At 70.4% G+C, this 24,933-nt stretch carries 19 protein-coding genes and 1 pseudogene; 6 read left to right on the top strand and 14 right to left on the bottom strand.

What is annotated here, in order from left to right; genetic code table 11:
• The first annotated feature begins 244 nt into the window (after positions 1 to 244).
• Positions 245 to 2,206, top strand: coding sequence for a phosphocholine-specific phospholipase C (locus tag ABEA93_RS36485; RefSeq protein WP_345680243.1), 1,962 nt, complete (start codon positions 245 to 247; stop codon positions 2,204 to 2,206).
• 138 nt (positions 2,207 to 2,344) lie between these two features.
• Here the strand turns inward: ABEA93_RS36485 and ABEA93_RS36490 are convergent, their stop codons facing one another.
• The 3 genes from ABEA93_RS36490 to ABEA93_RS36500 all read right to left on the bottom strand — a co-directional run bounded on the left by ABEA93_RS36490 (position 2,345) and on the right by ABEA93_RS36500 (position 5,695).
• Entirely contained in the window at positions 2,345 to 3,160 is an 816-nt protein-coding gene (locus tag ABEA93_RS36490; RefSeq protein ID WP_345680244.1) for a hypothetical protein, read from the bottom strand.
• A 467-nt stretch (positions 3,161 to 3,627) separates the two neighbouring features.
• Complete coding sequence (locus ABEA93_RS36495; protein WP_345680245.1) at positions 3,628 to 5,169, bottom strand: MFS transporter; 1,542 nt, start codon at positions 5,167 to 5,169, stop codon at positions 3,628 to 3,630.
• A 142-nt stretch (positions 5,170 to 5,311) separates the two neighbouring features.
• A complete protein-coding gene (locus ABEA93_RS36500) occupies positions 5,312 to 5,695 on the bottom strand; it encodes a nuclear transport factor 2 family protein (RefSeq protein ID WP_345680246.1) in 384 nt (127 codons plus the stop codon).
• Positions 5,696 to 5,934: 239 nt separating this feature from the next.
• On the opposite strand from ABEA93_RS36500, the gene ABEA93_RS36505 reads away from it, so the two are divergent.
• Entirely contained in the window at positions 5,935 to 8,709 is a 2,775-nt protein-coding gene (locus ABEA93_RS36505) for an ATP-binding protein (protein WP_345680247.1), read from the top strand.
• Positions 8,710 to 8,838: 129 nt separating this feature from the next.
• Positions 8,839 to 9,465 carry a TetR/AcrR family transcriptional regulator gene (locus ABEA93_RS36510; RefSeq protein WP_345680248.1) on the top strand — a complete coding sequence of 209 codons (627 nt, stop codon included), beginning with the start codon at positions 8,839 to 8,841 and terminating at the stop codon, positions 9,463 to 9,465.
• 18 nt (positions 9,466 to 9,483) lie between these two features.
• Here ABEA93_RS36510 and ABEA93_RS36515 read toward each other — a convergent pair whose 3' ends face one another.
• Complete coding sequence (locus ABEA93_RS36515) at positions 9,484 to 10,245, bottom strand: 3-hydroxyacyl-CoA dehydrogenase (protein WP_345680249.1); 762 nt, start codon at positions 10,243 to 10,245, stop codon at positions 9,484 to 9,486.
• Between the two features lie 68 nt (positions 10,246 to 10,313).
• The gene (locus ABEA93_RS36520; protein WP_345680250.1) at positions 10,314 to 11,504 is read right to left on the bottom strand and encodes a thiolase family protein; all 1,191 of its coding nucleotides are present in this window, start codon (positions 11,502 to 11,504) and stop codon (positions 10,314 to 10,316) included.
• A gap of 297 nt (positions 11,505 to 11,801) precedes the next feature.
• Here ABEA93_RS36520 and ABEA93_RS36525 point away from each other — a divergent pair, with 297 nt between their 5' ends.
• Complete coding sequence (locus ABEA93_RS36525; protein WP_345680251.1) at positions 11,802 to 13,217, top strand: aldehyde dehydrogenase family protein; 1,416 nt, start codon at positions 11,802 to 11,804, stop codon at positions 13,215 to 13,217.
• A gap of 149 nt (positions 13,218 to 13,366) precedes the next feature.
• Here the strand turns inward: ABEA93_RS36525 and ABEA93_RS36530 are convergent, their stop codons facing one another.
• The 8 genes from ABEA93_RS36530 to ABEA93_RS36565 form a co-directional block, all read right to left on the bottom strand.
• A complete protein-coding gene (locus ABEA93_RS36530; RefSeq protein ID WP_345680252.1) occupies positions 13,367 to 13,768 on the bottom strand; it encodes a VOC family protein in 402 nt (133 codons plus the stop codon).
• Between the two features lie 153 nt (positions 13,769 to 13,921).
• On the bottom strand, positions 13,922 to 15,316 hold the full coding sequence (locus tag ABEA93_RS36535; protein ID WP_345680253.1) for a hypothetical protein: 1,395 nt from the start codon (positions 15,314 to 15,316) through the stop codon (positions 13,922 to 13,924).
• Positions 15,317 to 15,846: 530 nt separating this feature from the next.
• Positions 15,847 to 16,500, bottom strand: a complete 654-nt coding sequence (locus tag ABEA93_RS36540; RefSeq protein ID WP_345680254.1) for an ADP-ribosylglycohydrolase family protein — start codon at positions 16,498 to 16,500, stop codon at positions 15,847 to 15,849.
• A gap of 50 nt (positions 16,501 to 16,550) precedes the next feature.
• A complete protein-coding gene (locus ABEA93_RS36545) occupies positions 16,551 to 17,168 on the bottom strand; it encodes an HD domain-containing protein (protein ID WP_345680255.1) in 618 nt (205 codons plus the stop codon).
• A gap of 90 nt (positions 17,169 to 17,258) precedes the next feature.
• Positions 17,259 to 17,675 (bottom strand): very short patch repair endonuclease, encoded by a 417-nt coding sequence (locus ABEA93_RS36550; protein WP_345680256.1) that lies wholly within the window; start codon positions 17,673 to 17,675, stop codon positions 17,259 to 17,261.
• 14 nt (positions 17,676 to 17,689) lie between these two features.
• The gene (locus tag ABEA93_RS36555; protein WP_345680261.1) at positions 17,690 to 20,665 is read right to left on the bottom strand and encodes a Z1 domain-containing protein; all 2,976 of its coding nucleotides are present in this window, start codon (positions 20,663 to 20,665) and stop codon (positions 17,690 to 17,692) included.
• Positions 20,662 to 21,669: a PD-(D/E)XK motif protein gene (locus ABEA93_RS36560; protein WP_345680257.1), complete on the bottom strand. Its 1,008-nt coding sequence runs from the start codon at positions 21,667 to 21,669 to the stop codon at positions 20,662 to 20,664. The genes ABEA93_RS36555 and ABEA93_RS36560 overlap by 4 nt, the downstream gene beginning before the upstream one ends.
• Positions 21,670 to 21,674: 5 nt before the next feature.
• Positions 21,675 to 23,198, bottom strand: coding sequence for an ATP-binding protein (locus ABEA93_RS36565; protein WP_345680262.1), 1,524 nt, complete (start codon positions 23,196 to 23,198; stop codon positions 21,675 to 21,677).
• Between the two features lie 267 nt (positions 23,199 to 23,465).
• Here ABEA93_RS36565 and ABEA93_RS36570 point away from each other — a divergent pair, with 267 nt between their 5' ends.
• On the top strand, positions 23,466 to 23,888 hold the full coding sequence (locus ABEA93_RS36570) for a GlcG/HbpS family heme-binding protein (RefSeq protein WP_345680258.1): 423 nt from the start codon (positions 23,466 to 23,468) through the stop codon (positions 23,886 to 23,888).
• 5 nt (positions 23,889 to 23,893) lie between these two features.
• A complete protein-coding gene (locus ABEA93_RS36575) occupies positions 23,894 to 24,550 on the top strand; it encodes a nucleoside/nucleotide kinase family protein (RefSeq protein ID WP_345680259.1) in 657 nt (218 codons plus the stop codon).
• Between the two features lie 266 nt (positions 24,551 to 24,816).
• Here the strand turns inward: ABEA93_RS36575 and ABEA93_RS36580 are convergent.
• Positions 24,817 to 24,933 (bottom strand): annotated as a pseudogene (locus ABEA93_RS36580) (IS5/IS1182 family transposase); the annotation flags it as partial.

Below are 24,933 nucleotides of genomic sequence, written 5' to 3' on the forward strand. Positions count from 1 at the left end.
ACCCGCCGACCCGCAACGATGGCCCCGATCGCGTTACCGGCCGGTAGGGACGGGTGGAACGGCAGGGACGGAAGCGGAGCGGAAGGAACGGTGGGAACGGCCGGGCCGCAAGGCTCGACCGGCACCACCGGCCCACCGCCTCCGAACCACGGACCCGAACCGCCGACCACGAACTGCAGACCACGAACCACAACCGTCCCCGACAGGGGCGGCCGGGGCGCGCCGACGTCTGGGAGGACTTCGTATGTCTCCGCTTTCCCGCCGCGGCTTCATCGGTGCCGCGGCGGCTTCCGGTGCGGGTGTGGCGCTCGCCGGGTCCGGTTTGTCTCCTGTGGTTGCGGAGGCGGTGGCCGCGACGGACGGTATGCCGGGCACCTTGGACGACATCGAGCACGTCGTCATCCTCATGCAGGAGAACCGCAGCTTCGACCACTACTTCGGCACCTTGGCGGGCGTGCGCGGGTACAACGACCGTTCGCTCGTCCGGTTCGCCAACGGCGGTGATGTCCTGCACCAGCGCCTGCTGGGGCTGAACGGCGGTACCACGCTGCTGCCTTGGCACCTCGACACGACGAAGACCAACGCGCAGCGCGTCAACGGGCTCGACCACAGTTGGGACGGCGGGCACAGCGCCTGGGCGAACGGCCAGTACAGCAACTGGATTCCCGCGAAGACGTGGATGACGATGGGGTACTACACCCGCGCCGACATCCCGTTCCAGTACGCGCTCGCCGACAACTTCACCGTCTGCGACCAGTACTTCTGCTCGTCGATGACGTCCACGAACCCGAACCGGCTGTTCCTGTGGAGCGGCACGATCGACCCGCGCGGCGAGGCCGGCGGGCCGGTGACGGACAACAGCGAGAAGGGGTATACGTGGACGACGTACCCGGAGCGCCTTGAGGCCGCCGGGGTTTCCTGGCGCGTATACCAGCAGCAGGACAACTACGACGACAACGCGCTCGCGTGGTTCAAGCAGTTCCAGAACGCGCCGCAGGACTCGTCGCTGTGGGTCAACGGCATGACCCGCCGCGGCGCCACCGCGTTCGCGGACGACGTCGCCGCCGGGCGGCTGCCGGCGGTCAGTTGGGTCGTGGCGCCCGAGGCGCAGTCCGAGCACCCGAACTACGCGCCCGCGCAGGGGGCCGACTTCACCGCCTCGTACGTGCTCGATGCGCTCGCCAAGAACCCGGCCGTGTGGGCGAAGACCGTCGTGTTCCTCAACTACGACGAGAACGACGGCTTCTTCGACCACGTCGTGCCGCCCACTCCCCCGGCGGGCACGCCGGACGAATTCGTCAACGGGCAGCCGATCGGCCTCGGGGCGCGGGTGCCGATGATCGTGATCTCGCCGTGGAGCCGCGGGGCGCGGACGTGTTCGGAGGTGTTCGACCACACCTCCGTGCTGCGCTTCCTCGAACGGTGGACGGGCGTCCGCGAGACCAACATCTCCCAATGGCGCCGCACCGTCTGCGGCGACCTGCTCAGCGCGTTCGCGTTCACGGGCACGAACGTGGCGTTCCCGACGCTGCCGGACACCAAGAAGCTGCTCGACGATCTCGCCGGTCAGCGCTGGAAGTTGCCGCCGCTCACCCCGCCGATCATCCAGCACCAGCCCGGGCAGGAGAGCGGCGACCGCGAAGGGCTACCGCTCGCCTACGGGTTCGCGACGTCGTCGTGGACGCAGAGCGACAACGGCACCTTCTGGATCAAGGTCGCCAACACCGGGCAGCTCGGCGCCGGATTCTCGATGTACACGGTCAACCACCGCAACTTCGGCGCGTGGCAGTACACCGTCCCGGCCGGCGGCAGCGTGCAGGACTACTTCAGCGCGCTGGGCGTGAGCGGCGGACCGTACGACATCGACGCGCACGGCCCGGACGGCTACCTGCGCGGCTTCAAGGGCGACGTCCGCACGTGGCGCGACGCCGGAAAGGCCCACCCGGAGGCGGCGGTCGTCGACCGCCCGGGGCGCAGGCTCACGCTCACGCTCACGAACTCCGGCGGCAAGGCGGCCGTGTTCACGATCGCGGCGAACGCGGCGGAAGGTGCGTCGGGCGGGGCCGCGGCGACGGTCAGCGTCGCGCCGGGCGAGACGCACCGGACCGATCTGGCCGCCACCGCGGCCGGACGCTACGACATCACGGTCACCGCGGACTCCGGCGACGGCTTCACCCGCCGCTTCGCCGGGCGCCTCTACAGCTGACCACGCCTACCAGCTGACCACACCTCTATAACCGAACAACCGGTACGACCGAACGACGGGAACGACCGGAACAACCGGAACAACTGACCACGTCGCGACGGCGGGGCCTGCCCGGCACGGCCTAGGGCAGGCTCCGCCTCACGGCGGCCATTCCTCCATCATCTGCGCCAGCGCCGGGTGCACCGCCCACATCTCGTCCCTTGTCACCGGTCCCGGATTCGCGGCGTGCTGCCGCGCCCGGACGTACTCGTACAGGCGGCGGAACAGGCGCGTGCCGCCGGTCTCCCACAGTTCGTCGGCGGCGACGGTGAGGTGGAAGAAGTACCAGGCGTAGTCGAAGAGGCCACGGTCGAGGGCCTTCGGCAGGTCGGCGAGGTCGCGGTACGGGAGATCGGCCGCGTTCAGGTCGTACCCGACGGCGGTGAGGGCCTGCACCGCCGGAAGCATGTCCGGTTCCATCTCGTTGAGATAGCCGATCATGCCCATGTTGGCGTGCAGTTCGACGAGCCAAAGGTCGGGGTATTTGTCCCAGCCTTGCTGGTGGTAGAGGTGCACCAGTTCGTGGACGTGGATCGCTTCGTAGTACGGCGTAAGCGATCCCTGCTCGCCGAATTCCTCGCGCAGGTTGGCACGCGTGGCGTCCGTCAAGTACGGCTCATACGAAGCAAGTTGGTCGACGTAGAACGGCGCTTCGCCGATCGGCACGGCAATTTCCGCGGCATGTGCGTGGGGCATGCCGTACAGCGGCATGTCGGTGACGTCCGCCCAGTCGGCCTCGCCCGCGACGCTCAGCCGCAAGCTCGGGGTGAAGTGCAGGGCGTCGGTCAGCCAGGTGACGACGCGTTCGGTGCGGGCGGCGAGTTCGGTGGCGCGGGCTTCCGCGCCGGATGTCGCGCGGACCGCGAACGGGAACCCGGAGACCGGGCTCAGTCGACGTACTTCGGTGTTCGACATGCCGGACCTCCCAGGGGCGTTCCAGGACCACTTCCCGAACGACGACCAGAACGACTTACGGAACGACTTGCAAAACCACACAGCCGCCGCGAAGTCGGCCGTGTGCTCGGATTTTCGATCGGATTCAGACTAACCCGATGCCTATTCGACTGGGATAAGTCCTTTTGGGTAGTCAATCGGTCACCCTTGGATGCCGTCGACCCACCGATGATCGACCGCCGCAGCGGTGATCCTCAGCATGCCCCGGCACGGCGACGGGAACCCTTCCGGCCGGAAAACTCCGGGAATCCGCCCGGAGACGCCGCACGGACCAACAAACGCAGATGCAGACAACGCAGAGCGGCCCGGTGTCCGCCCCCTCCGAGGGGGCGGACACCGGGCCGCAATCCGGGCCGCGAGGCCGCGATCCGGGCCACGATCCGCGCCGCAATCGGTGCCACGATCCATGCGCAAATCCGGTCCGACCGTCAGCTCGCAGTGCGCTGATCCGCAGTGTCCCGATCCGCGGTGTTCCGATCCGCGGTGCTTTCCGCCCGTGCCCCCGCCCCTGCCCGTGCCCCCGCCTTCGCCCCCGCCCTGGGCAGCAGCTGCACCAGCGCCGCCGTCAGCAGCGGGAAGGCGATCATCGGGATCATCGCCCAGGTGAAGGCGTGGGCGTAGTCGTTGGCGGCCAGGCCGCCGCCGAGCCGGTCGTAGAACACAATCCCCACCACCGCAACACCGAGCGCGCCGCCTACCTGCTGGGCGGTGTTGAGCACGCCGGCCGCCGAGGCCGCATACCGGGGGCTGACCCCGGCGAGCACGATCGGGGACATCGGGACGAGCGCGAAGCCCATGCCGTACCCGGCGATCAGGAAGCCCGGGACCAGCCAGCCGACGGACCCGCTCACGCCGATCATGTGGACGGTGTCGCCGATGATCGCGTAGCCGATCGCGGTCAGTCCGCCACCGAGTGCGAGCACCTGGCGGCCGAGCTTCGCCGCGACCTTTCCGGCCTGGGCGGCGCCCACGAAGTAGCCGACGCCGAGCATCGTGAACAGCAGGCCCGAGCGCAGCGCGGTCATGCCCTGCCCCATTTGCAGGTAGAGCGCCAGTACGAGGAAGAAGGACGCCATGGCCATCTGGTAGGACAGCGTGACGGCGAGTCCGGCGGAGAAGGAGCGCTCGCGGAACATCGCCACGTCCATCAGCGGCGACCCGCCGCGGGTGGCCAGGCGGCGCTGGTAGACGACGAAGATGCCGAGGAGCACCGGGGCGGCGGCGAGCGACAGCCACGTCCACAGCGGCCAGCCCTGCTCGCGGCCCTGCACCAGCGGCAGCACGATGGCGACCAGCCCGAGCACCACCAGGTCCGCACCGACCAGGTCGAGGCGCGTGCCGCCGGTGCCGCGGCTCTCCGGGATGCAGCGCGGGGCGAGGAAGATGGCGGCGATACCGACGGGCACGTTGATCCAGAAGATGCTCCGCCAGTCGAGGCCGAACAGGTCGATCGCGATCAGACCGCCGCCGATGAGCTGGCCGAAGACCGCGGCGAAGCCGATGGTCATGCCGTACGCGGTGAACGCCTTGGCCTTGCGGGCGCCGTCGTAGACCACGTTCACCAGGCCGAGGACCTGCGGCATCAGCAGCGCCGCGGCGGCGCCCTGGACGACGCGGGCGACGATGAGCTGTTCGGAGTTCTGCGCCAGCCCGCAGGCCGCGGAGGCGACGGTGAACAGCGCCATGCCCGTGCCGAACATGCGGCGCCGGCCGAACATGTCGCCGAGGCGGCCGCCGAGGATCAGCGAGGCGGCGAGGGCCAAGCCGTAGCCGGCGACGACCCACTGGATCGCGGCGGCGCTCGCGCCGAGGTCCGCCTGGGTCGCGGGGATCGCGACGTTGACGATGAAGAAGTCGAGCGTGGTGATGAAGATGCCGCTGAGCAGGACGGCGAGCGGCATCCACGACGTGGTCGTCGGCGGGGCGGCCTCCGCCTCGGCGGCGCGCGGGGTGGTGGTGCTGGTCGACACGGTCGGATCCTTTCCGGGTGGCCGACCGGCGGTCGGCGGGCAGGCCTGGGCGAGCGGACCGGCCGCGGTAAGCGGGCGGCAGGCTTCGGTGAGCGGCGGGCGGACTTCGCCAAGCGGCAAGCAGGCTGCGGTAAGCCGCGGCTCACAGTCCGGCGGGGACCTTGTCGAGGAAGCCGTGGACGGTGGTGATGCGGCCGGTGGGGTCGAGGGCGACGACGTCGAAGCCGATGGCGAGGGCTTCGCCGCCTGCCGGGCCGAGGTGCCACGGGAAGCGGGCGATGTCGTGGTGGCCGTCGACGGGGCCGCCGAGGGTGAACACCAGCCCGGCGAACTGGCCTTGGACCGCACCGATGACCGTGTCGATGCCGTCGTGCCCGGCGACCGCGGCGAGCGGGTCGGTGTAGGTGGCGTCGGGGGTGTAGGCGGCTTCGACGAGCGCGCGGCGCTTGACGGCTTCGGTCTCGTTCCAGGCGGCGAGGTACCGCTCGACGGCGGCGGCGAAGTCGACGGCGGGGGTGGTGGTCATGGCGGTGTGTCCTTCCGTTTCTCCCGGCCGCGGTCGGAGGGGGTCCGCCGGGCCGGTCCGCGGCCCCCGGTCACGGTGTTCCGGGGCGCTTTCCGCAGGTCAAGAAGTTACGGAGGATCACGGGAGGCGGAATCAGTCACGCATAAGTACTTGGGTAAGTCGTCCGCTAGTCCGGCGTAAGTCACGCCCGCGTGCCTCCCCCGGCACGCCGACCCGCGCGGGGCGCTACGGTGCGAAGCATGATCCACGGGCGGGCGCAGGAACAGGCCGCGGTCGAGTCGCTGATCGGCGCGGCACGCGACGGGACAAGCGGAGTCCTCGTGGTGCGCGGCGAAGCCGGCATCGGCAAGACGACGCTGCTCGACCATGCGGTCGCGGCCGCCGACGGCGTACCCGTGGTGCGCGGCACCGGGGTCGAGTTCGAGGCGGACCTGCCGTACGCGGGCCTCACCATGCTGCTGCGCCCCGCCCTCGGGCATGCGGCCGCGATCCCCGAGCCGCAGCGCCGTGCGTTGGACGCCGCGCTCGGCTTGGCGTCGGGGCAGGCCCCCGAGCCGATGTTCGTGGGCTTGGCCGTGCTGTCGCTGTTGTCGGAGTACGCGGGCGACGGGCCGCTGCTGTGCGTCGTCGACGATGCCCAGTGGCTCGACCGGGTCTCGTCCGACGCCCTGGTGTTCGCCGCGCGCCGCCTGCACGCGGAGGGTGTCGTGATGCTGTTCGGCGCCCGCGACGGCGAAGGCTCGTTCCCCGCGCCGGGGCTGCCGGAACTGCGGCTGTCCGGTCTGGCCGCGACGGACGCGGGAGCGCTGCTGGACGCGCACGCCGCCGGCCTGTCCCCCGCCGCCCGGTTCCGAGTGCTCGCCGAAGCGCACGGCAATCCGCTCGCGCTGCGCGAACTGCCCGTCGCGCTGGAGGGCGAGAACAAGGCGGCGGTCTTCCGGCCCGGCCAACTGCCGCTCACCAGCCGCCTCCAACTCGCCTTCCACGGCCAGGTCAGCAGGCTGCCCGAGGCGACCCAGGCGCTGCTGCTGCTCGCCGCGCTGGACGACACCGGCGACGTCGGCGTCGTGATGCGGGCCGCCGAGACGCTCGGTGCCGGGGCCGCGGACTTGGAGCCCGCACGTACCGCCGACTTGCTGCACGTCGCCGACGGGGTACCGCGCTTCCGGCACCCGCTGATCCGCGCCGCCGTCCACCAGCGCGCCCCCCTCGACCGCCGGTTGGCCGCGCACCGTGCCCTCGCGTCCGCGCTCGACGGACCCGACCAGGCCGACCGGCGCGCCTGGCAGCTCGCCGCGGCCTCCACCGGGCCCGACGAAGACGTCGCCGATGCCCTGGAGGCGACCGCCGGGCGCGCCCGCGAACGCGGCGGCTACGCCTCGGCGGCCCGCGCGTACGAGTACGCGGCCCGCCTGACCGTCGATCCCGACCGCCGAGTACGCCGCCTCGCCCAAGCCGCCCAGTGGGCTTCCGAAGCCGGCGACCTCGACCGCGCCCGCGACTTCGCGGCCCGCAGCGCCGCGGGCGCCCACGATCCCGCCGACCGCGCCACCCTCGCTTTGGTGCACGGTCTCGCGGACTTCTGGCAAGGGGCCTTCCCCAGCGCGCACAAGTTGCTGGTCGCGGGCGCCGACGAGACCGCGGACGCCGTCCCCGGACAGGCCGCCCGTCTGCTCGTCCAGGCCGCACACGCCGGGTGGTACGTCGGCGAAACCGAACTCCTCACCACCATCGACCGGTTGGCCGCGATCAAACTGCCCGCGGACGATCCGATCACCCCGGTCGCGCAGTACCTGGTCGCGGCACTCGGCCGCGCCGCCGAGGACCCCGACGGAGCGCCGCCCCCGCTGCTCGGCGACGTCCTCGCCGACGTGCGCCGCGTCGAGGACGCATCCGGTGCCGAAGTCGACGCCCGCGTCCTGCAATTGCTGTGCGGGCTCGCCCTGACCCAGGGCCAGGACTCCGACGCGCACGACCTCGCGGCACGCCTCGTCGAGGACAGCCGGCAGCGCGGCGGCATCGGACGGCTGCCCACCCTGCTGTTCTTCAAAGTCGAAGCCGAACAGTTCCAAGACCTGCACACCGACGCCCTCGCCACCGCCACCGAAGCCCTCCGCTTCGCGGAAGACACCGGGCAGCAGCAGTGGATCAGCCAGTTCCACAGCGTGCTCGCGCTGCTGCGCGCGGTCGAAGGCGACGAAGAGGCCTGCCACCGGTCCGCCGACGCCGCCCTGGCCACCGGAACCGGAGGCGCCATGGCCGCGGGCACCCCGTGGGCCTACTGGGCACTCGGCATCCTCGACCTGGGCCTCGGCCGTGCCGGCGCCGCTGTCACCCGCCTGGAACAGCTCGCGCGGGAGCCCCTGCGCCACCACATCTGCGCCACCCGCAGCGCGCCCGACCTCGTCGAATCCGCCGTCCGGATCGGTGAACCCGAGCGCGCCGCCGATCAGTTGGCGCGCTTCGAACGCTGGGCCGAACGCTCTCGCCAGCGCTGGGCCCAAGCCATGGTGCTGCGCTGCCAGGCCCTCCTCGCCGACGACGAAGCCGCCGAAGATCTGTGGACCGCCGCCCTCGCCCGGCACGAGCCCGACCGGCGGCCGATGGAACGCGCACGCACCGCACTCCTGTACGGCGAATGGCTGCGCCGCATGCGCCGCAAGACCGACGCGCGCACCCAACTCCGCACCGCACTGGAAGAGTTCGAACGCCTCGGCGCCCGCCCCTGGGCCGAGCGGGCGCGCGGCGAACTCGACGCGTCCGGCACCGCGTCGGCCGCCCGCGCGAGCGCCCCGCCGACCGGCGCGCTCGCCGTCCTCACCCCGCAGGAACTGCAGATCACCCGGCTCGCCGCGCAGGGTCTGTCGAACCGCGACATCGCCGCGCAGCTGTTCCTCAGCCCGCGCACGGTCGGGCACCACCTGTACAAGGCGTATCCCAAGCTGGGCATTCTCTCCCGGACCGAACTTGCCGCGATCCCGGACCTGGGGCCTGCGGCGCAGTCCGGCGGCTGACACCTGACTAACCGTCAAGAATGCGCCGCAGCTGGTCTCATGTACCTGCTGGGCGTATCGAGCGCTCGCTAGACTCGGATTTCGCCTGCGCATCGGCGCGGGCCACGGCAAGGCGGAGGACGTACGGGCATGGTGGCGGATCTGCGGCCGGACGGCCACACGGACTGGCGGGCCTACGAGCCGGTCCGGCTGCCGCCCATCCTCGCCGCGTCACTGGACGCGTTCGACGAGCACGGCTACCACGGCACGACCGTACGCGACATCGCACGCCGCGTCGGCGTCACCGTGCCCGCGCTCTACTACCACTACCAGAACAAGCAGGCACTGCTCGTCGAGCTGCTCCTCGGCTCGATGAACGCGGTGCTGGGCCGCTGCCGTTCGGCCGTCGAGGAAGCCGGGCCGGACCCGGTGGAGCGGTTCGGCGCGCTGGTCGAGTGCATCGTGCTGTACATGGCCAACCGGGCGCCGATGGCGTTCCTGGACACCGAGACGCGCAGCCTCGAACCGGACAACCGGGCCCGGTACATCGCGATGCGCGACGAACTCGAAGCCCTCGTGCAGACCAGCGTGCGCGATGCGGTGGCCCGCGGCGACTTCACCACCCCGTACCCGGTGGACGCCGGGCGTGCGGTGCTGACGATGGCGCAGGCGGTGGCGAACTGGTACCGGCCGTACGGTCGCCTGACGCCGCAGGAGATCGCCGGCCGGTACGTGGAAATCGCGCTTGCCGCCGTCGGGCACCGCACGAAGGACTGACTCCCGTTCGCCTCCGGACTACTTCGGTGCCATCCGGATCGCCCCGTCGAGGCGGATCACTTCGCCGTTGAGCATGCCGTTCTCCACGATGTGCGCGACGAGTGCGGCGAATTCGGACGGCTGCCCGAGGCGGCTCGGGTGCGGCACCTGGCTGCCCAGCGAGTCCTTCGCCTCCTGCGGCAGCGAGCCGAGCAGCGGAGTCTCGAACGTGCCGGGCGCGATGGTCATCACGCGGATCGCCCGGGCGGCGAGGTCGCGGGCGGCGGGCAGCGTCAGCGCGACGATCCCGCCCTTGGAAGCGCTGTAGGCGGCCTGTCCGATCTGGCCGTCGAACGCGGCCACCGACGCGGTGTTGACGATCACGCCGCAGTCGCCGTCGAGCCGGTCGTTGCCGACCATGCGCTCGGCGGCCAGCCGCATGACGTTGAAGGTGCCGACGAGGTTGATGCGGACCGTCCGCTCGAAAAGGTCGAGCGGGAAGGCGCCGTTGCGGCCGACCGTGCGGGCGGCGCTGCCGATCCCCGCGCAGTTGACGGTGATGGCGAGGCGGCCCATCGTCTGCGCCATGTCGAGCGCGGCGCCGACCTCCTCCTCGGACGTCACGTCCGCGGCCGCGAAGACCGCACGGTCGCCGAGCGCCGCAGCCGCGTCCTTGCCTGCCGAGCCGGGCAGGTCGAGCAGGACGACGGACGCGCCCTTGGCGTGCAGGAGTTCCGCCGTCGCCCGGCCGAGGCCCGAAGCGGCCCCGGTGACGAGGGCGACGTTTCCTTCGATACGCATGGTGTCTGTCCCTCGGGTCGAGGCCGGCCGGGTCGGACGGGACTCCCGCCGTCACCGCTGATGCTTCGTCAGAGCCGTTCGATGATGGTGGCGTTCGCCATGCCGCCGCCTTCGCACATGGTCTGGAGGCCGTAGCGTCCTCCGGTGGCCTCCAGCACGCCGAGCAGGGTGGCCATGAGGCGTCCGCCGGACGCGCCGAGCGGGTGGCCGAGCGCGATGGCGCCGCCGCGGATGTTGGTCTTCGCCAGGTCGGCGCCGGTGTCCTTCGCCCAAGCCAGCGGCACCGGGGCGAACGCCTCGTTGACCTCGAACGCGTCGATGTCGTCGATGCCGAGCCCGCCGCGCTCCAGCACCCTGCGGGTCGCCGGGATCACCCCGGTGAGCATGAGCAGCGGGTCGTCACCGGTCACCGCGAACGCATGGAACCGGGCCCGCGGGGTCAGCCCGAGCGCGTTCGCCTTCTCCTCGCTCATGATCAGAACGGCCGAGGCGCCGTCCGTCAGCGGCGACGAATTCCCCGGGGTGATGCGCCAGTCGATCTCCGGGAAGCGCGCGCCCATGGCCTCGTGGACGAACGCCGGCTTCAGCCCGGCGAGCCCTTCCGGAGTCGTCGACGCGCGCACGGTCTCGTCGACGTGGTGCTCGTACGCCGACCCGTCCGGCCCGGTGACCGTGATCGGCACGATCTCCCGGTCGAACGCGCCCGCGGCGGCGGCCTCGGCCGCGAGCCGGTGCGAGCGGGCCGAGAACGCGTCGAGTTCCTCGCGGTCGAACTTCCAGCGTGCCGCGATGAGTTCGGCGGAGTAACCCTGCGGGATCAGGCCGTCGGGGTAGCGCTCGGCGAGCGGTTCGAACGGGTTGCGGCCCTGCGCGGTGAAGCCCATCGGCACCCGGCTCATGGACTCGACGCCCGCCGCGATGGCGATGTCGTACGCGCCCGCGATCACGCCCTGCGCGGCGAAATGCGCGGCCTGCTGGCTGGATCCGCACTGCCGGTCGACGGTGGTGCCGGGCACCGACTCGGGGAAGCCCGCGGCGAGCAGCGCGCTGCGGGCGATGTTGAGGGCCTGGTCGCCTCCCTGCGAAACGCAGCCGGTGATGACGTCGTCGACGAGCGCCGGGTCGAGGCCGTTGCGCTCGACCAACTGGCGCAGCACGTCCCCGAGCAGGGCCACCGGGTGGGTGCCGGACAGCGCGCCGCCGGGCTTGCCTTTGCCGGAAGCGCTGCGGACGGCGTCGACGATCACTGCGGTGGTCATGGGGCGGTCTCCCGTCGCGGTGGTGGGCGAGGTGGGCGAACTGCGGTGACACGGCCGATCGGCAGCCCGCGACGCGGTGTGACGCCGGGGCGGTGATGGGCACACAGAGTTACTGAACGGGCGCTAAGCCCAGCCTATCCCGGCCCTCGCTCGGGGTGTCAAGCATCGAACCGACGCACAAGGCGGATTTCCGACCGTCGAGTCGGGATCGCGGGGAGAGTGCACAGCTGTCCCTCTGGACTTACCGGCGCCGCCCGGTCAGGGTCGGGACCACGAACCACGAGAACGGAGCCGTCCATGACCGCCACCCCCTCCATGACCATCGACGGCGCGGCGGTCGAGACCGCCGCGACCGTCGGCGTCGTCAACCCGGCGACCGGCGCGGTCTTCGCGCAGGCCCCGGACTGCTCGCGCGACCAGCTCGACGCCGCGTTCGCCGCCGCCGACCGCGCGTTCGCCGCGTGGCGCCGCGACGAGGACGCCCGCCGCACCGCCCTGCGCGCCTGCGCCGCCGCGCTGACCGCCCGCGCGAACGACATCGGCGCGGTCCTCACCGCCGAACAGGGCAAGCCGCTGGGCGACGCGGTCCGCGAGGTCTACACCGCCGCCGCGTGGTTGAACTACTACGCGGGCCTCGAACTGCCCCGCGAGGTCATCCAGGACGACGAACGCGGCCTGGTCGAGGTGGTCCGCCGCCCGGTCGGCGTGGTCGCCGCCATCACCCCGTGGAACTTCCCGCTCACCCTCGCGTTCTGGAAGATCGCCCCGGCGCTGCGGGCGGGCAACACGGTCGTCATCAAGCCGTCGCCCTACACTCCGCTGTCCACGCTGATCGTCGGCGAGATCCTGCGCGACGTCCTGCCCGCGGGCGTGGTCAACACGGTCAGCGGCGGCGACGAACTCGGCGCGTGGATGACGGCCCACCCGCTCGCCCGCAAGATCAGCTTCACCGGCTCGGTCGCCACCGGCAAGCACGTCGCCGCGTCGGCCGCCCCCGACCTCAAGCGCGTCACCCTGGAACTCGGCGGCAACGATGCCGCGATCGTCCTCGACGACGCCGACCCGGCGAAGATCGCCGAGCGCATCTTCTGGGGCGCGTTCACCAACAGCGGCCAGGTGTGCGCCGCCGTCAAGCGCGTGTACGTCCCCGAGTCCCTGCACGACGACCTGGTGGAGGCCCTCGCGGCGCAGGCCAAGGCGGTACGCGTCGGCGTCGGCACCGACGAGGGCGTGCAGCTCGGCCCGGTCAACAACAAGCCCCAGTTCGAGCGTGTGAACGAACTCGTCGAGGACGCGCTGGCCGGCGGCGCGGTCGTCGTGGCGGGCGGGCAGCGCCTGGAGGTCGGCGACGGCGGCGGCTACTTCTACGCACCGACCATCCTCACCGGGATCGGCAACGGCTCGCGCATCGTCGACGAGGAGCAGTTCGGGCCCGCGCTGCCCGTGGTCACGTACCGCGACCTCGAGGCGACCGTCGACCACGTCAACACCGGCCGCTTCGGCCTCGGCGGCTCGGTGTGGTCCGGCGACCCGGACCGCGCCGCGGACGTCGCCGCCCGCCTCGACGTCGGCACCGCCTGGGTCAACACCCACCTCGCCCTCGCCCCGAACCAGCCCTTCGGCGGCGCGAAGTGGAGCGGCATCGGCGTGGAGAACGGGCCTTGGGGACTGTACGGGTTCACGGAGCTGCAGGTGCTGCACCGGGCGCGGTGATCCGGATCCGGGTTTCCGACCGCGGCCGGGGGTAGGTTTCGACGCCGGGGCCGGGCGGCTTGGTGCCGCCCGGCCCCGGCGCGTTCAGGCTTGGGTCGAGCTTTCGGCGGCGCTTTCGGTGACGCTCCGGGTGTCGCTTTGGGTGTGCTTCAGGTGGCGCTTTCGGTCGATCCCTCGGTGGCTGCCAGCTCCGCGGCGCTGCGTTCGACGCAGAACTCGTTGCCTTCCGGATCCGCCATGACGGCCCAGCCCCTGCCGTCCGGCGTCCGGCGGTCGTCGACGACGGTCGCGCCCAGGGCGGTCAGGCGCTCGACCTCGGCGTCGCGGCTGCGGTCCCGCGGCTGGAGGTCGAGGTGCACCCGGTTCTTGATCTCCTTGGGCTCCGGCACCCGCTCGAACAGCAGCCCCACGACCGGGTTCTCGACGAGTACCTCGTCGTCCCCGGGCTCATCGCCTTCGCCGAGCTTTCCGCCGAGCGCCTCGGCCCAGAACAGCGCCAGCGTGTACGGCTCACGGCAGTCGATCGTGACATGACGTACAGAAGATGACATGGGGCGATCCTAGGGCCGGGTGGGGCGAGGCGGCGTGGGCCGGGCGCGCGCCCGCTCGGGACGGGGCGGGTCGGATCGGGTCGGGCGGCGACGTGGCTTTCCGACGACGTGGCGTGCCGGCGGCCTACCATGCCGGCCTGACTTACCGGCGACTTACGGCGTCGGTGTGGCATACCCGTCGTGATACGGCGCCTTCGCGTTCACGGCGGACATGCGGTCGGTCAGGACGGACCAGGGCTGGTCGTCGAGGCCGACCACGCCGACGTTGCCGTCCGCGCCGTCGGGGGTACGTCCGCCGGCGGGCTGGTCGACGTACCGGAACCAGTGCACGCCCACGATCCACGGCGCGTCGAAGAACGTCTGCGCGACTTGGGCGTAGCGCTCGGCGCGCTGGTTCTGGCCGGCGTCGACCAGCTGGGCGCCGGGCACGGTGTTGGGCAGCCCGGCGTCGGCGGCGAGGGCGGTGAAGCCGGACACCAGGACCGGGCGTCCGCTCAGCTCGTGGAACGCCCGCAGATCGGGTTCCGCGGCGACCACGGACGATCCGCCGAGGGTGGCGGCGAACTCTTTTGCCTCATCCGTCGTTTGGAAGGCGTCGACACTGAAGACGTCCACCCAGGAACCGGCTTCCTTCACCACCTCGACCGGGGTGGACAGCAGCGAGGCGCGGAACCCGAGGATGAGGTGGTGCCGGTCGACCTGGCGCACCGCGCGCGTCGTCACCTCGAAGTAGCGCCGGGCGGCGGCCCGGACGAAGCCCTGCGGATCGCCGCGGTACTGCTCGGCCATCAGCCGCCCCGGCGCGCCGTCGGGGAGCGCGAGGTACGCCTCGAGCAGCGTCGTACTGCCGCTCTGGCCCAAGCCCCAATTCGGCTTGTCGTCGAGGTACCAGCCCATCAGGTAGGGGTCGACGGCAAGCGGCGCCACTTTGGCACGCACCACATCGGCGGCGTGGTCGGCGAACGCGGGATCGAACCAGTCGTGCGTGGTGCCGGACTGGCCGCCGGGCTGCCAGCTGCCGTCGAAGTCCAGCTGGGGAACGTACGCAAAGCTCGGCCCGAACATCGCATAGTCCGACCCGGCCCCGAGCGTGTTGAAGCCCCACGTACCGAGCCGCTTGGTCGTCGCGGAGATCCAGTCCGCCGGATCGGGATAGGCGGCGGACATGGCGGCGCAGTACGTACAGGTGCCGGTCGCACGATCGGTGTCCTCGCCGGGCCGCACCGCATCGACGCCCAGCGAGTAGAACGGGCGCCCGTCGGGCGTGCGCAACCCCCAGCGGCCGTCCGCGTCCTTGTCCACGCGGTAGAAGCCGAACGTCTCGCTGGGGAGCGGCGCGGCCGGCAGCGTGTCGAACTTGGGCCCGAACCGGTCGCGGCCGTCCCGTCCGGAGTCGGTGTACGAGAGCGCGACGAGCGTGCCGGTCGTGAGGGTGAGGGCGACGATGAGGAGGGAGACGGTCCAGACGAGGTAGCGGCGGCGGCGCGGCGGTGGGGGCGGGGTGGGACTGTCGGGCCTGGCGGGATCGGAGGCGGGACGGCGTTCCAAGGCTGCGCGTTCACGGAACGCGCTTTGGGGGGAAACCCGTTGACGGCCTTCTCGGTCGCGGATCGGCCGTTCGGACCTTGGGATTTCGGGCGCTGCGCGTTCGGGCTCCGGGCGTTCGAGCGCGAGACGCTCGGATCGTACGCGCTCGATGGCCGAAAGCTCGGGGGCCGGAGGCTCGGGGGCGGCATTCCCGGAAGCCGAACGCTCGGACTTGCGCCGCTCGGACCTCGGGCGCTCCCCGCGCAGTTCCTTCGGCAGACGATGCCTCGCCTCGCGCCCCATGGCCGACTCCCCGTGTGCCGCGTCTGGTTACGGTGGTGCGTACAGGTGGTGCGGTCGTTCGATGGTGCGGTCGTCCGTGGTGGTGCGGTGGTGCTGGTGCACTGGTGTAGTGGTGCACTGGTGCGGTGGTTCTGTGGTCCGCCGGCTCTTCGGCGTGATGCTTCGCTCGATGCGGTGGAACTCGGGCTTGGGTGTCCGCGCTGTGGTGTGCCGTCAGCGGACGCCGTGACCCTACCGCGTGGGGAGCGTCATCCGGCCAGTGCGTCCGCCAAGCGCGCCAAGTCGTCGGCGCACCAGACGGCTCGTTCGCCGGGCCGGGCGCCGGGGAGCGGGACGTGGACGGCCACGCGCCAGGCCTCCGGAATGCCGTGGAGCCCGTAGACGGCCCCGGCGAGCCCGCCGGTGATGGCGGCGACGGTGTCCGTATCGCCACCCAGGTCCACGGCGACACACACCGCGTCGCGGAACGTGCGCGTGTGCCGCAAGGCCCACACGGCGGACCCGAGCGCGGGCCACACCGCACCGTTGAACTCGGTGGCCTTGTCGGGGTGCCAGTCGTCGACCAACACTGTTGCCCAGCGGTCGCGTTCCTCTCCCTGTACCTGCGCAAGAGCCGTCGGCAGGGCGGCGATCGGATTGCCACCGCCCAAGGCCACCCGGATCAGCTCGTGGAAGATCACGCAGCCCTCGCCCGTCGCCGGATCCGCATGCGTGAGCCGCGAGATCGCCCGCGCCACCTCGGCACTCCGCGGACGCGGCAGCGTGGCGCCGTACAGCGCCCCGGCGACCGCCCGCATGAGCGAGCCGTTGCCGGCCGCGAGGTGATGGTGCGCGAGGTAGTCGTCGGCCGCCTGGTCATACGGCAGACCGGAGGTGAGGACCACTTCGGTCTGAAGCATCATGCCGGGGCGGGTGGGGGTCGGGTCGGGTGGGGTGGGGGCTGGTGGGACGTCTACCAACGCGGAACGGCATCCCCCGCCACCGGATGCCGGGCCTGGAACGCCAGCCGCATGTCCGCATCCACCGCCAGGTCCGTCAGCACGTCGTCCAACCCGGCGAACACCTCCCACGGCTCCCGCCGCCCGCCCTCGGCCGCAACCAGCCGGGCGACGACCAGGTTCTCCAGCTGCTCGACCCGTACGCCCTTCCACACCTTGTCGGCCAAGCACACCAGCAAGTCCTCGACAGGCAAGCCGGGTTGCGCCCACGTCCCGTGCGTACACGCGAACCGCGCCATCTCCGCGGCGACACCGCTGTCGTACAACAGCTCGTACCCGCCCAACTCGTGCGCGTGCCCCGGCCCCGACAACTCCTCCGGATGCACCACCTTGCCGATGTCATGCGTGGCCGCCCCGAACAACACCGCCTCCCGGTCGAACTCCAACCCGGGATACGCCCGTTCCACCCACCCCACCAGCCGCCACGCCACGTCGTGCACCAACCGCAAATGCGCAGCAAGCCGAGGCGGCGCCTCCACCCGACACAGCAACTCCGCCACCCACACCGGCAAGGGCCGCGGATCCGGATCCCCCGAATCCACCAACGCCCGCCGCAACGCATCAGACACCATCACCTAACGGTACGTCACCCTCCCCCGCACTCCCGTGACAACTCCCCAGCCCCGGGGTGAACTTCCCACGCCACTCGGGCAGACGGCCTGTCACGTCCTCCGCGCCACGACTGCCGTGCGGACTCTTTCCGCCGCCTCCGCAGGGGACTCGTGTTCCCAGATACGGACGGCGAGCCAGCCGGCGGCGGCGAGGCGGGCGTCGGTGTCGGCGTCGCGGACGCGGTTGCCTTCGATCTTGTTGCGCCAGAACTCGGCGTTGTTCTTGGGCCAGGTGGCGTGCTCCGGGCAGCCGTGCCAGAAACAGCCGTCGACGAACACGGCGACCCTTGCCGGGCCGAAGACGACGTCGGCCTCGCGGCGTATGCCCTTCAGGGGTCTCCGGTGCACGCGATAGCGCAGACCCGACGCGTGGAGGGCCTTGCGCAGGTTCAGCTCCAGCTGCGTGTCGCGGCTCTTCTGGCGGCTCATCCGGGCGCGCGTCTGCGGCGTCGTTTCGAGGGTCTCCACCCTCCTATTCTCCGTCAACGGCCGGCCCCGTCGACGTCGACAACGGCCTGTCCCGCCTTCTCGGAATTGCGCGCGCGGAAGCGCACCCGGGCCGGCCCGGTCCCCTCCGCAGACGGGGGCGGAACCATCAGGAAGCCCATGACCAGGTCCTCCGGGCGGATCGACCCGTCCGCACGCACCAGCTCGCGTGCCGCCGAGGCGGAATCCGCCTCCACGACCGGATACAGCACCAGAGCGCCCCGCCCCGGGCCCCGCAGCGCCTCCGCGGCCGGGTCGGGCCCCGGCACCGCCAAACCCGCGATGCGCTTCGGGGTCTGCCGGTGGAACGACTCGGACACGGCACCGAACAACGGGGGACGGCGACGGCGACGGCGGGCCAGGGACAACGGCACCGAGCCGCCGACGGAGGCCTGCAACGCGCCGGTCGCGGTCTGCGACGGCACCAGCAACACCCAGTCGGCGATCTGGCTTGCGTCGAGACTCCGCAGATACGCCAGATGCGGTTCAAACCGCGAGGGATCCCACCACCTCGACTGCTCCAACACCGACAACAGCTCGTCATGCGACACGACGGCCGTGCGGGCCAGGAAGGGGCGCGTCGACGCCGTCACGTCGTTGACGTAGGTGAACTCGACCTGCGCCCCCAACCGGTCCAGGAAGGGCCGCCACAGCTGCGTGTTGTGCGCCTTGTCCTTCGGCTTCTCCGGATATGCCGTCGGCTCGATCGGCTCCCCGGGCGACCGGATCTCCACGAGTTCGGCGTTGTACATCTTGTTCACGCCCGTGGGACGAAGCCACGGCAGGTGTTGCGCCACCAACGGCGGCACTTGGGCCGGTGTCACCTGCGGCCGGCCGTCGACCGACTCCGCGTACCGGTGCAGCTCGCCGCGGAAGACTTCCTCGTCCCGACAGATCGCCTCGAAGGCGTCGTACAGGTCGACCGTCTTGGTGCCGAACGCCTCCGAACGCCCGATGTACAACCGCACCAGATCCCGATAGCCGTGGCGGAACCCGAACCATCGGCCCATCTGCATGAGCGTGTCGGCCTGTGCCGTGGTCCGCCGGTAATACGTCACGGTCAGTCCCTCGACCGTGAAGCCACGCGACAGCTTCGTACCACCGACCAGGATCTTCCAGATCGGTCGCTTGTCGAAGTCGGCCGTACCCTTTTCCACGTCGGCGTCACCGTTCACGGTGATCACCGGATTGCCGTCGCCACCGACCCGGACGATGACCGGCCCCAGGCACGGAATCAACTCGTCGAAACTCGTCGGCGTCGGCTGACCGGCCGCGTGGAACTCCGACACCGGTCGCATATCCCTGTCGAACAAGGCTCTGAGGCGGGCATGCCCCTGTGATCCCGTATACGCCGAGTCGTACCACAGTTTGGTCAGACGATGGGACAGCTCCCGATGCTCCGCGACCCGCACCGACTCGTGCACCAGCATCGTGTGATGCCGGAAATACCCGTCGCCCAGCGCCGGATTGTGCGCTTCCCGATACAGCTTCACCGCACCGGACAGGACATACATGTCCAACGCCTGCTGCAACCAAGTGTCGTCCAGATCGTCCGACAGCTCGACGCCCCGAACATGCGCCGCCTCCTGCGAGTTCGCGATCGTCCGCGCCTCCACCGGGACGTCCGAATCGAGGTCGTGGAAATCCCGCACGCCCATGTAGCCGTCGGGACGCTGCAGGGAAATGATGAAGTCCTTCGGGAAAATGTCCACCGCATCCGACGGGTCGATGAACACGTTCGCGAACGGCGTCGCCGTGTACCCCACGTACTGGGCCCGCGGCAGCCGGGCGAGCAACTGCGCGAGCAGCCCGTTGATCGCCGTCCGATCCGCCTGCCCGTCCCGCCACTTCTTGGGATTCGACGTGTTGACGGACGCCTGATCGGACTCGTCGTCGACGATCAGCACCGGAATCTGATCCAACGGCGTGTGGATCTTCCCCAGATCCTTCAGCAGCTTCGTCAACACCGCCTTGTTCTTCTTCACCACCATCAGCCGCGCCTTGCTGGCGTGTAGATTGTCCGGGTGGTAAAGCGGATACTCCGGCCGGGTCTTCTCGAAGTCCAACGCCGAGATGCCGGCCCGCAACCGCTTGTAGTCGTCGTCGCGGGTGGTCAGCCGTTCGATGTCGAACGCACCCATCAGCGAAGGCAGACACCCGTGCCGCAAAAACCTGCCTTCGTGCCATTCACGGTCGTCGCCGTAGTCGAGGTCCTCCCACACGGCCGGATCGTCGCGATCCCGTCCCCGCAGGATGTTCTCCTCACCCACCAGCTCCATGTCCAGGCGACGCTGAGTCTGACCACGCAGCAGGTTCAGCGTGCCGCCCAACACGATGACCAGCCGATAGCCGGCGTCCATCGCCTTCGCCACGACACCGGTGAAGTTCGCCGTCTTGCCGCTCTGCACGTAGCCGACGACCAACCCCTTGGACTGGTACGCCTCCGCCGCCGTCGGGTCGGCAAGACGTTCCACGACACGCGTCGTCGCCTCGTCCAATGCCGCCACGGACTCGGGCTTCCACCGCTTGCTCTCGATCAGCAACCGCCGGTAGGCGGGCCAGTACCACCCCGCACGCTTGGGGTCGTACCACGGCGTGAAGTCGTCGCTGATGACCGTGGGCCCGGCCTCCGTCGCCACCGGCGCCACCGCGTCCAGCAACTTCGCCGTGCCGTCGTCCACCCCCAACACGCCGTACAGCGCCGCCCGCCGCTCCCACGTCCGAGCCGGACGATCGGTCCACACCGGCTCCGTGTCCACGTCCCAGGCCGACAACGCCCCCCGCCACAGGATGAGCAACGGATCCCCGGCCGACCCCTGGCCGAGCCGCGCGCGGAAGTACGCCTCGTCCAGGTCCGGAACCGGCTCCACCTCTTCCGCGGCAAACTCCAAGGCCCGTGCCAACGCCCGCGGTTTCCGCCGCATCACGGACAGCGCGGCCTCGTGCACGAGATACAACGGATCGGTGGTCATCCCTCGAAGCCTCCTCGGGCCACGTCGGAAAAGAGCGACGCAACCGCGCCGCCCGCAGGCGCCATGTCGGTGACGTCGATGCGGTAGGAAACGTCGACCAGCCGCGACCGGACGGCCACCGGCAGATCGAACGCGTCGGGCGTCAACCGAGGAAAAGCGGCGTCCACGGCCAGCATCAGGGGCGATGTCCGCAAGACCCACCGCTCGTCGGGCAAGCGCGCATGCTCCGGCAGCCACCCCCACGACCGAAGCGCTGCTTCGAACGCCTCGAACATCGCGGGGGCTTCCACACCGATGCGCTTGCGAACGCCCTCGATTCGCTCCGCCAACGACGTTCCGGCCGCGCCACCCCGGGTGAACTGCAACGAACAGAAAAGAAGCTCACGGCCGGGCGTGGGAACCAGCTGCGTGGTGCTCCCGATGTGGTGCACGCGCCGTTCCAAGGCCGTCGTCTTCACTTCGAGATCCGCTTCCGGCAAACCGAAGTCGTGCTCCTCGCCCGCCCCGGCACGCCACGCTTCCACAGCCGTCGGCCACCCGTACACGGTGGCGAGACGTTCCAACACGTGCAGCTCGCCGAGCAGCCCCAGACGCTCGCTCGCGGGCAAACCACCGATCCGGGCCAGCAGTTCCGACCAGGACCGAAGCGTCTGCGTCAACGCCAGGGTCGGTGCCGTCCCCGCGCGCACGCGTTCGGCCACACCCGCCAGCAGGTCGTGGAAGTCTCGGAACAGCCCGGATTCCGTCGTCGACAGCTCCATCAACCGTCGACCGTCCTGCTGCACCTTGGCCACCCGGATCGCCGCCATCGGCGAGGACGGCAGACGATCACCCGGCCGGATCTCGACCCGCAGCCCGACACGCGCCGCGTGATCGTCCACGAAGTACTCGACGTACGGCGCACCCCGGTCCAGCGGTATCCGCCGTCCGACGCCGGACGCGAGACATCCCGCGATCTCGCCCCAGGCTCCGTACGCGTGCGCCCGGTCGACCGACGGCCCCATGCCCGTCAAGACTCGATCAACCCCATCTCGCTCTTCGCGGCCGCCACGAGAATGCTCTGCCACAGCGCCAAGTTGTCCCGCTCGCGCGGCCCCTGCATCTCCGACTCGAACACCTTGTGCAACAGCAAATAGAGCAACGCCTTCAACAGCGGCAAATCGTTCAGTCCACCCGGCCGACCGCCCAACAACGTCGGCCGATACTGCTGATTCAGGTAGATGACGTGATCCTCGCGGTCGAGTTCGAAGAACGTGTCCGCGTCGATGAACCGCCACCGAATCGACACCGGCTCCTCCCCCTCGACAAAGGGAAGCTCGGCATCCATGGCCTTGCGCAGAGCCGGTTCGAAGCCCATCCCCGGCGGAATCACCGGCTTGCGCTCGACACCTGCCCGCTTGCGCGCCTCGCGGTACGCGCCCTCCGCATCGCCCAGATAATCGACGAAGGCGCGACCGTCACCGTCGGCCGACTCTTCGACGGCCACGGCGAAAATCGGGGCCGTCTCCACTCCTGCCTTCTTCACGGTAAGTCGGAAGAGGTCCCCGGAGTGCACCGGAAGATCGATCGCGACCCGGGCGAGGGAGAAATGCTGTTCGGGCTGCCGAAACCCGTTCCATCCACCCGCCTGGACGAGGCGGTCGTTGCGGTAGAAGTAGAAACCCTGACGCTCCAACACGCTGCCGTGCGCGCGGTACTCCGGCATGCTCGACTTGGCCGGCCAGATGTGCGCGGCCAGGGGAAGTTCGCCGACATCGCCGAGGTTCGCCCGGAACTCCCGGGGATACCCGGGACGACCGGGCATCGGGTACCCGAACGGGTCCAACGGCTCGACGCCGTACTCCATGTACACCACGCCCGAGCGGACGTCCTCGACGGCGATCGTGATGTTGAAGTCCGGCCTTGCCAGGAACCGGTGCAGATACAGTCCCAGATGCAGACCGAGCTTGTCGATCACCCGGTGCAGGTAGCGATCGGTCTGCCCAAGGTCGCCGTGCTTCGGGAAGTCCTTCACCCCGTCCCAGCGCACGACCGTGCCCTGCCACGTGATCGGACGGTCGGCATAGCGATCCAACAACGTCTGGGCGTAATCCGGTTCGACGATGTCGCAGAGGAAGTCCGTGCGTGCCTGTTCCATCCGCCAACGACGTCCGATGGGACGACTGCGCTTCGTCTTGGTGACCACGGTCAACGCCGTCGCGTGGCTCAGCGAGGCCGACTTGAGACCGGTGCCGAACATCCCCAGCGCGTCGGCCGCGTAGTCGCGACGGCCCCCCACGGTCATCGCGACGTCGAGGGCGGACTCGTCCATCCCGGCGCCGTCGTCGACGACCAGCAGGCTGACCAGGTGGTCGCCGTCGCGAAGAAAGTGCACGACGACGTCCTGCGCGCCGGCGTCGATCGAGTTGTCGACGAGGTCGGCAATCGCGACCTCGAATCCGTACCCCTGACTGGTCAGGGCATCCATGTACCGCGCGTCCGGCCGCAGCCGCTTGGATCCGGATGTCGGTACGTCGAACTGCCAGTCGGTCATGCCCCGCCTCACCACCGGACCGCGCACCCCATCGCGGTCGTCCACTGATCGGTTTCCGAGCATAGGCGGGGGCATCTCCGGGCCCGACGCCCTCGGCTCGGAGCGACCTTAACTCCTTCGAGTGAATCATTTGGTTGCCTGTTCATAGAACGACAGGCAAGGGCCTGATATCGATCACAAGTTGATCGTTTTGTCGGTCGTTTGTGCTCGCCTTGGGCCGCCTTGCGGCCGCGTTCGAACCGGGGTCTCGGTGGGATGATCTCCGCCATGACGATGGAGTTCATGCGGGTGGTGACGCTGGCGGAAGCCGGCTCGATGTGTGCGGCGGCGTTGGCGGCGGCCGGCCGGCGGGGGGTGCGGGTGTCGGTCGGGGTGGTCGACGCCGGGGGAAATCTCGTCGCGTTTCAGCGGATGGACGGGGCGGAGATTGCCGGGCCTGAGTTGGCGGTGGGGAAGGCGTATACGGCGGTGGCGAATAGTTGCGCGACGCATGAGTTGACGGAGGCTGCGGCGCCTGGGGGTGGGTTGTACGGGCTGCAGGCGGCCAGTGGGGGGCGGTACGTGGTGTTCGGCGGTGGGGTGCCGTTGTGGTGGGAGGGGCGGGTTGTCGGGGGTGTGGGGGTGACCGGGGCTCCGGATGCGGCGGATGACGTGGCGTGTGCGGAGGCCGCGGCCGCGGTGTGGGAGTGAGCGGGGTGGTGGAGGACGTCACCGCGGACGAGTTGGCGGGTGAGTTGGTGGCGCTCGTCCGGCGGCGCGGGAGTGGCCGGATGGTGGTCGGGCTGGTCGGGGCGCCGGGGGCGGGGAAGTCGACGTTGGCGCGGGCGTTGGTGGACGGGGTCGGGGGTGTGCTGGGGCCGGGAGTCGCGGCGTACGTGCCGATGGACGGGTTCCATCTGTCGAACGAACAGCTGGCGCGGATCGGATGGTTGGAGCGCAAGGGGGCGCCGCAGACGTTCGATGCGTGGGGGTACGCGGCGCTGCTCGGGCGGTTGGTGAGTGAGCCGGGGCACGACGTGTTCGTGCCGGATTACGACCGGGTGGTGGATCAGCCGATCGCCGCTCGGCATGTCGTGGCGCCGTCGGTGCGGCTGGTGGTGGCGGAGGGGAATTACCTCGCCGTGGATGCGCCGGAGTGGCGGGCGGTGCGCCGTCATCTGGACGTGCTGTGGTACGTCGATGCGCCCGACGAGGTACGGGAGCAGCGGTTGTTCGCACGGCAGCGGACCGGCGGGCGGGCTGCGGCAGCGGCGCGGGATTGGGTGGAGCGGAGCGATCGGCCCAATGGGGAGGTGGTGAAGGGGACTGTGGGGCGGTGCGATCGGGTGCTGCGGGTACGGACGGTCGGATGATGCAGCGGTGTTGGGATGGGAGCGCGGCGTCGGCCGAGTGCGGGATCGGCCGCGTGTGTAAACCGCGCAACCCAGGTAGGCGCGCAACTCGCGCGACGCGCGTATTCGGCTGATCGTGTCGTGCGTCCTCCCGAAAGGGGGCTTTGTCTGGCACCGTTGTGGGCGTTCCAGCTCCGCCTTGTAAGCCTTGCAAGCCTTGCAAGCCTTGTAAGCCTTGGGCCCTGGGCGTCGGACCTTCGGCCCGAGGGCTCGGGTAAGACGTCATCTCATTTGGTGAGTCTGCGATAGCAAATGAGGGTGCAGGCGATGGCGGTGAAGGCGAGGAAGTGTTCGGGCTTGCGTTCGTAGCGGCGGTGCAGGCGGCGGCAGCCGGCGAGCCATGA

The sequence above is a fragment of the Yinghuangia aomiensis genome (assembly GCF_039542225.1).
Taxonomy (GTDB): Bacteria; Actinomycetota; Actinomycetes; order Streptomycetales; family Streptomycetaceae; genus Yinghuangia; species Yinghuangia aomiensis.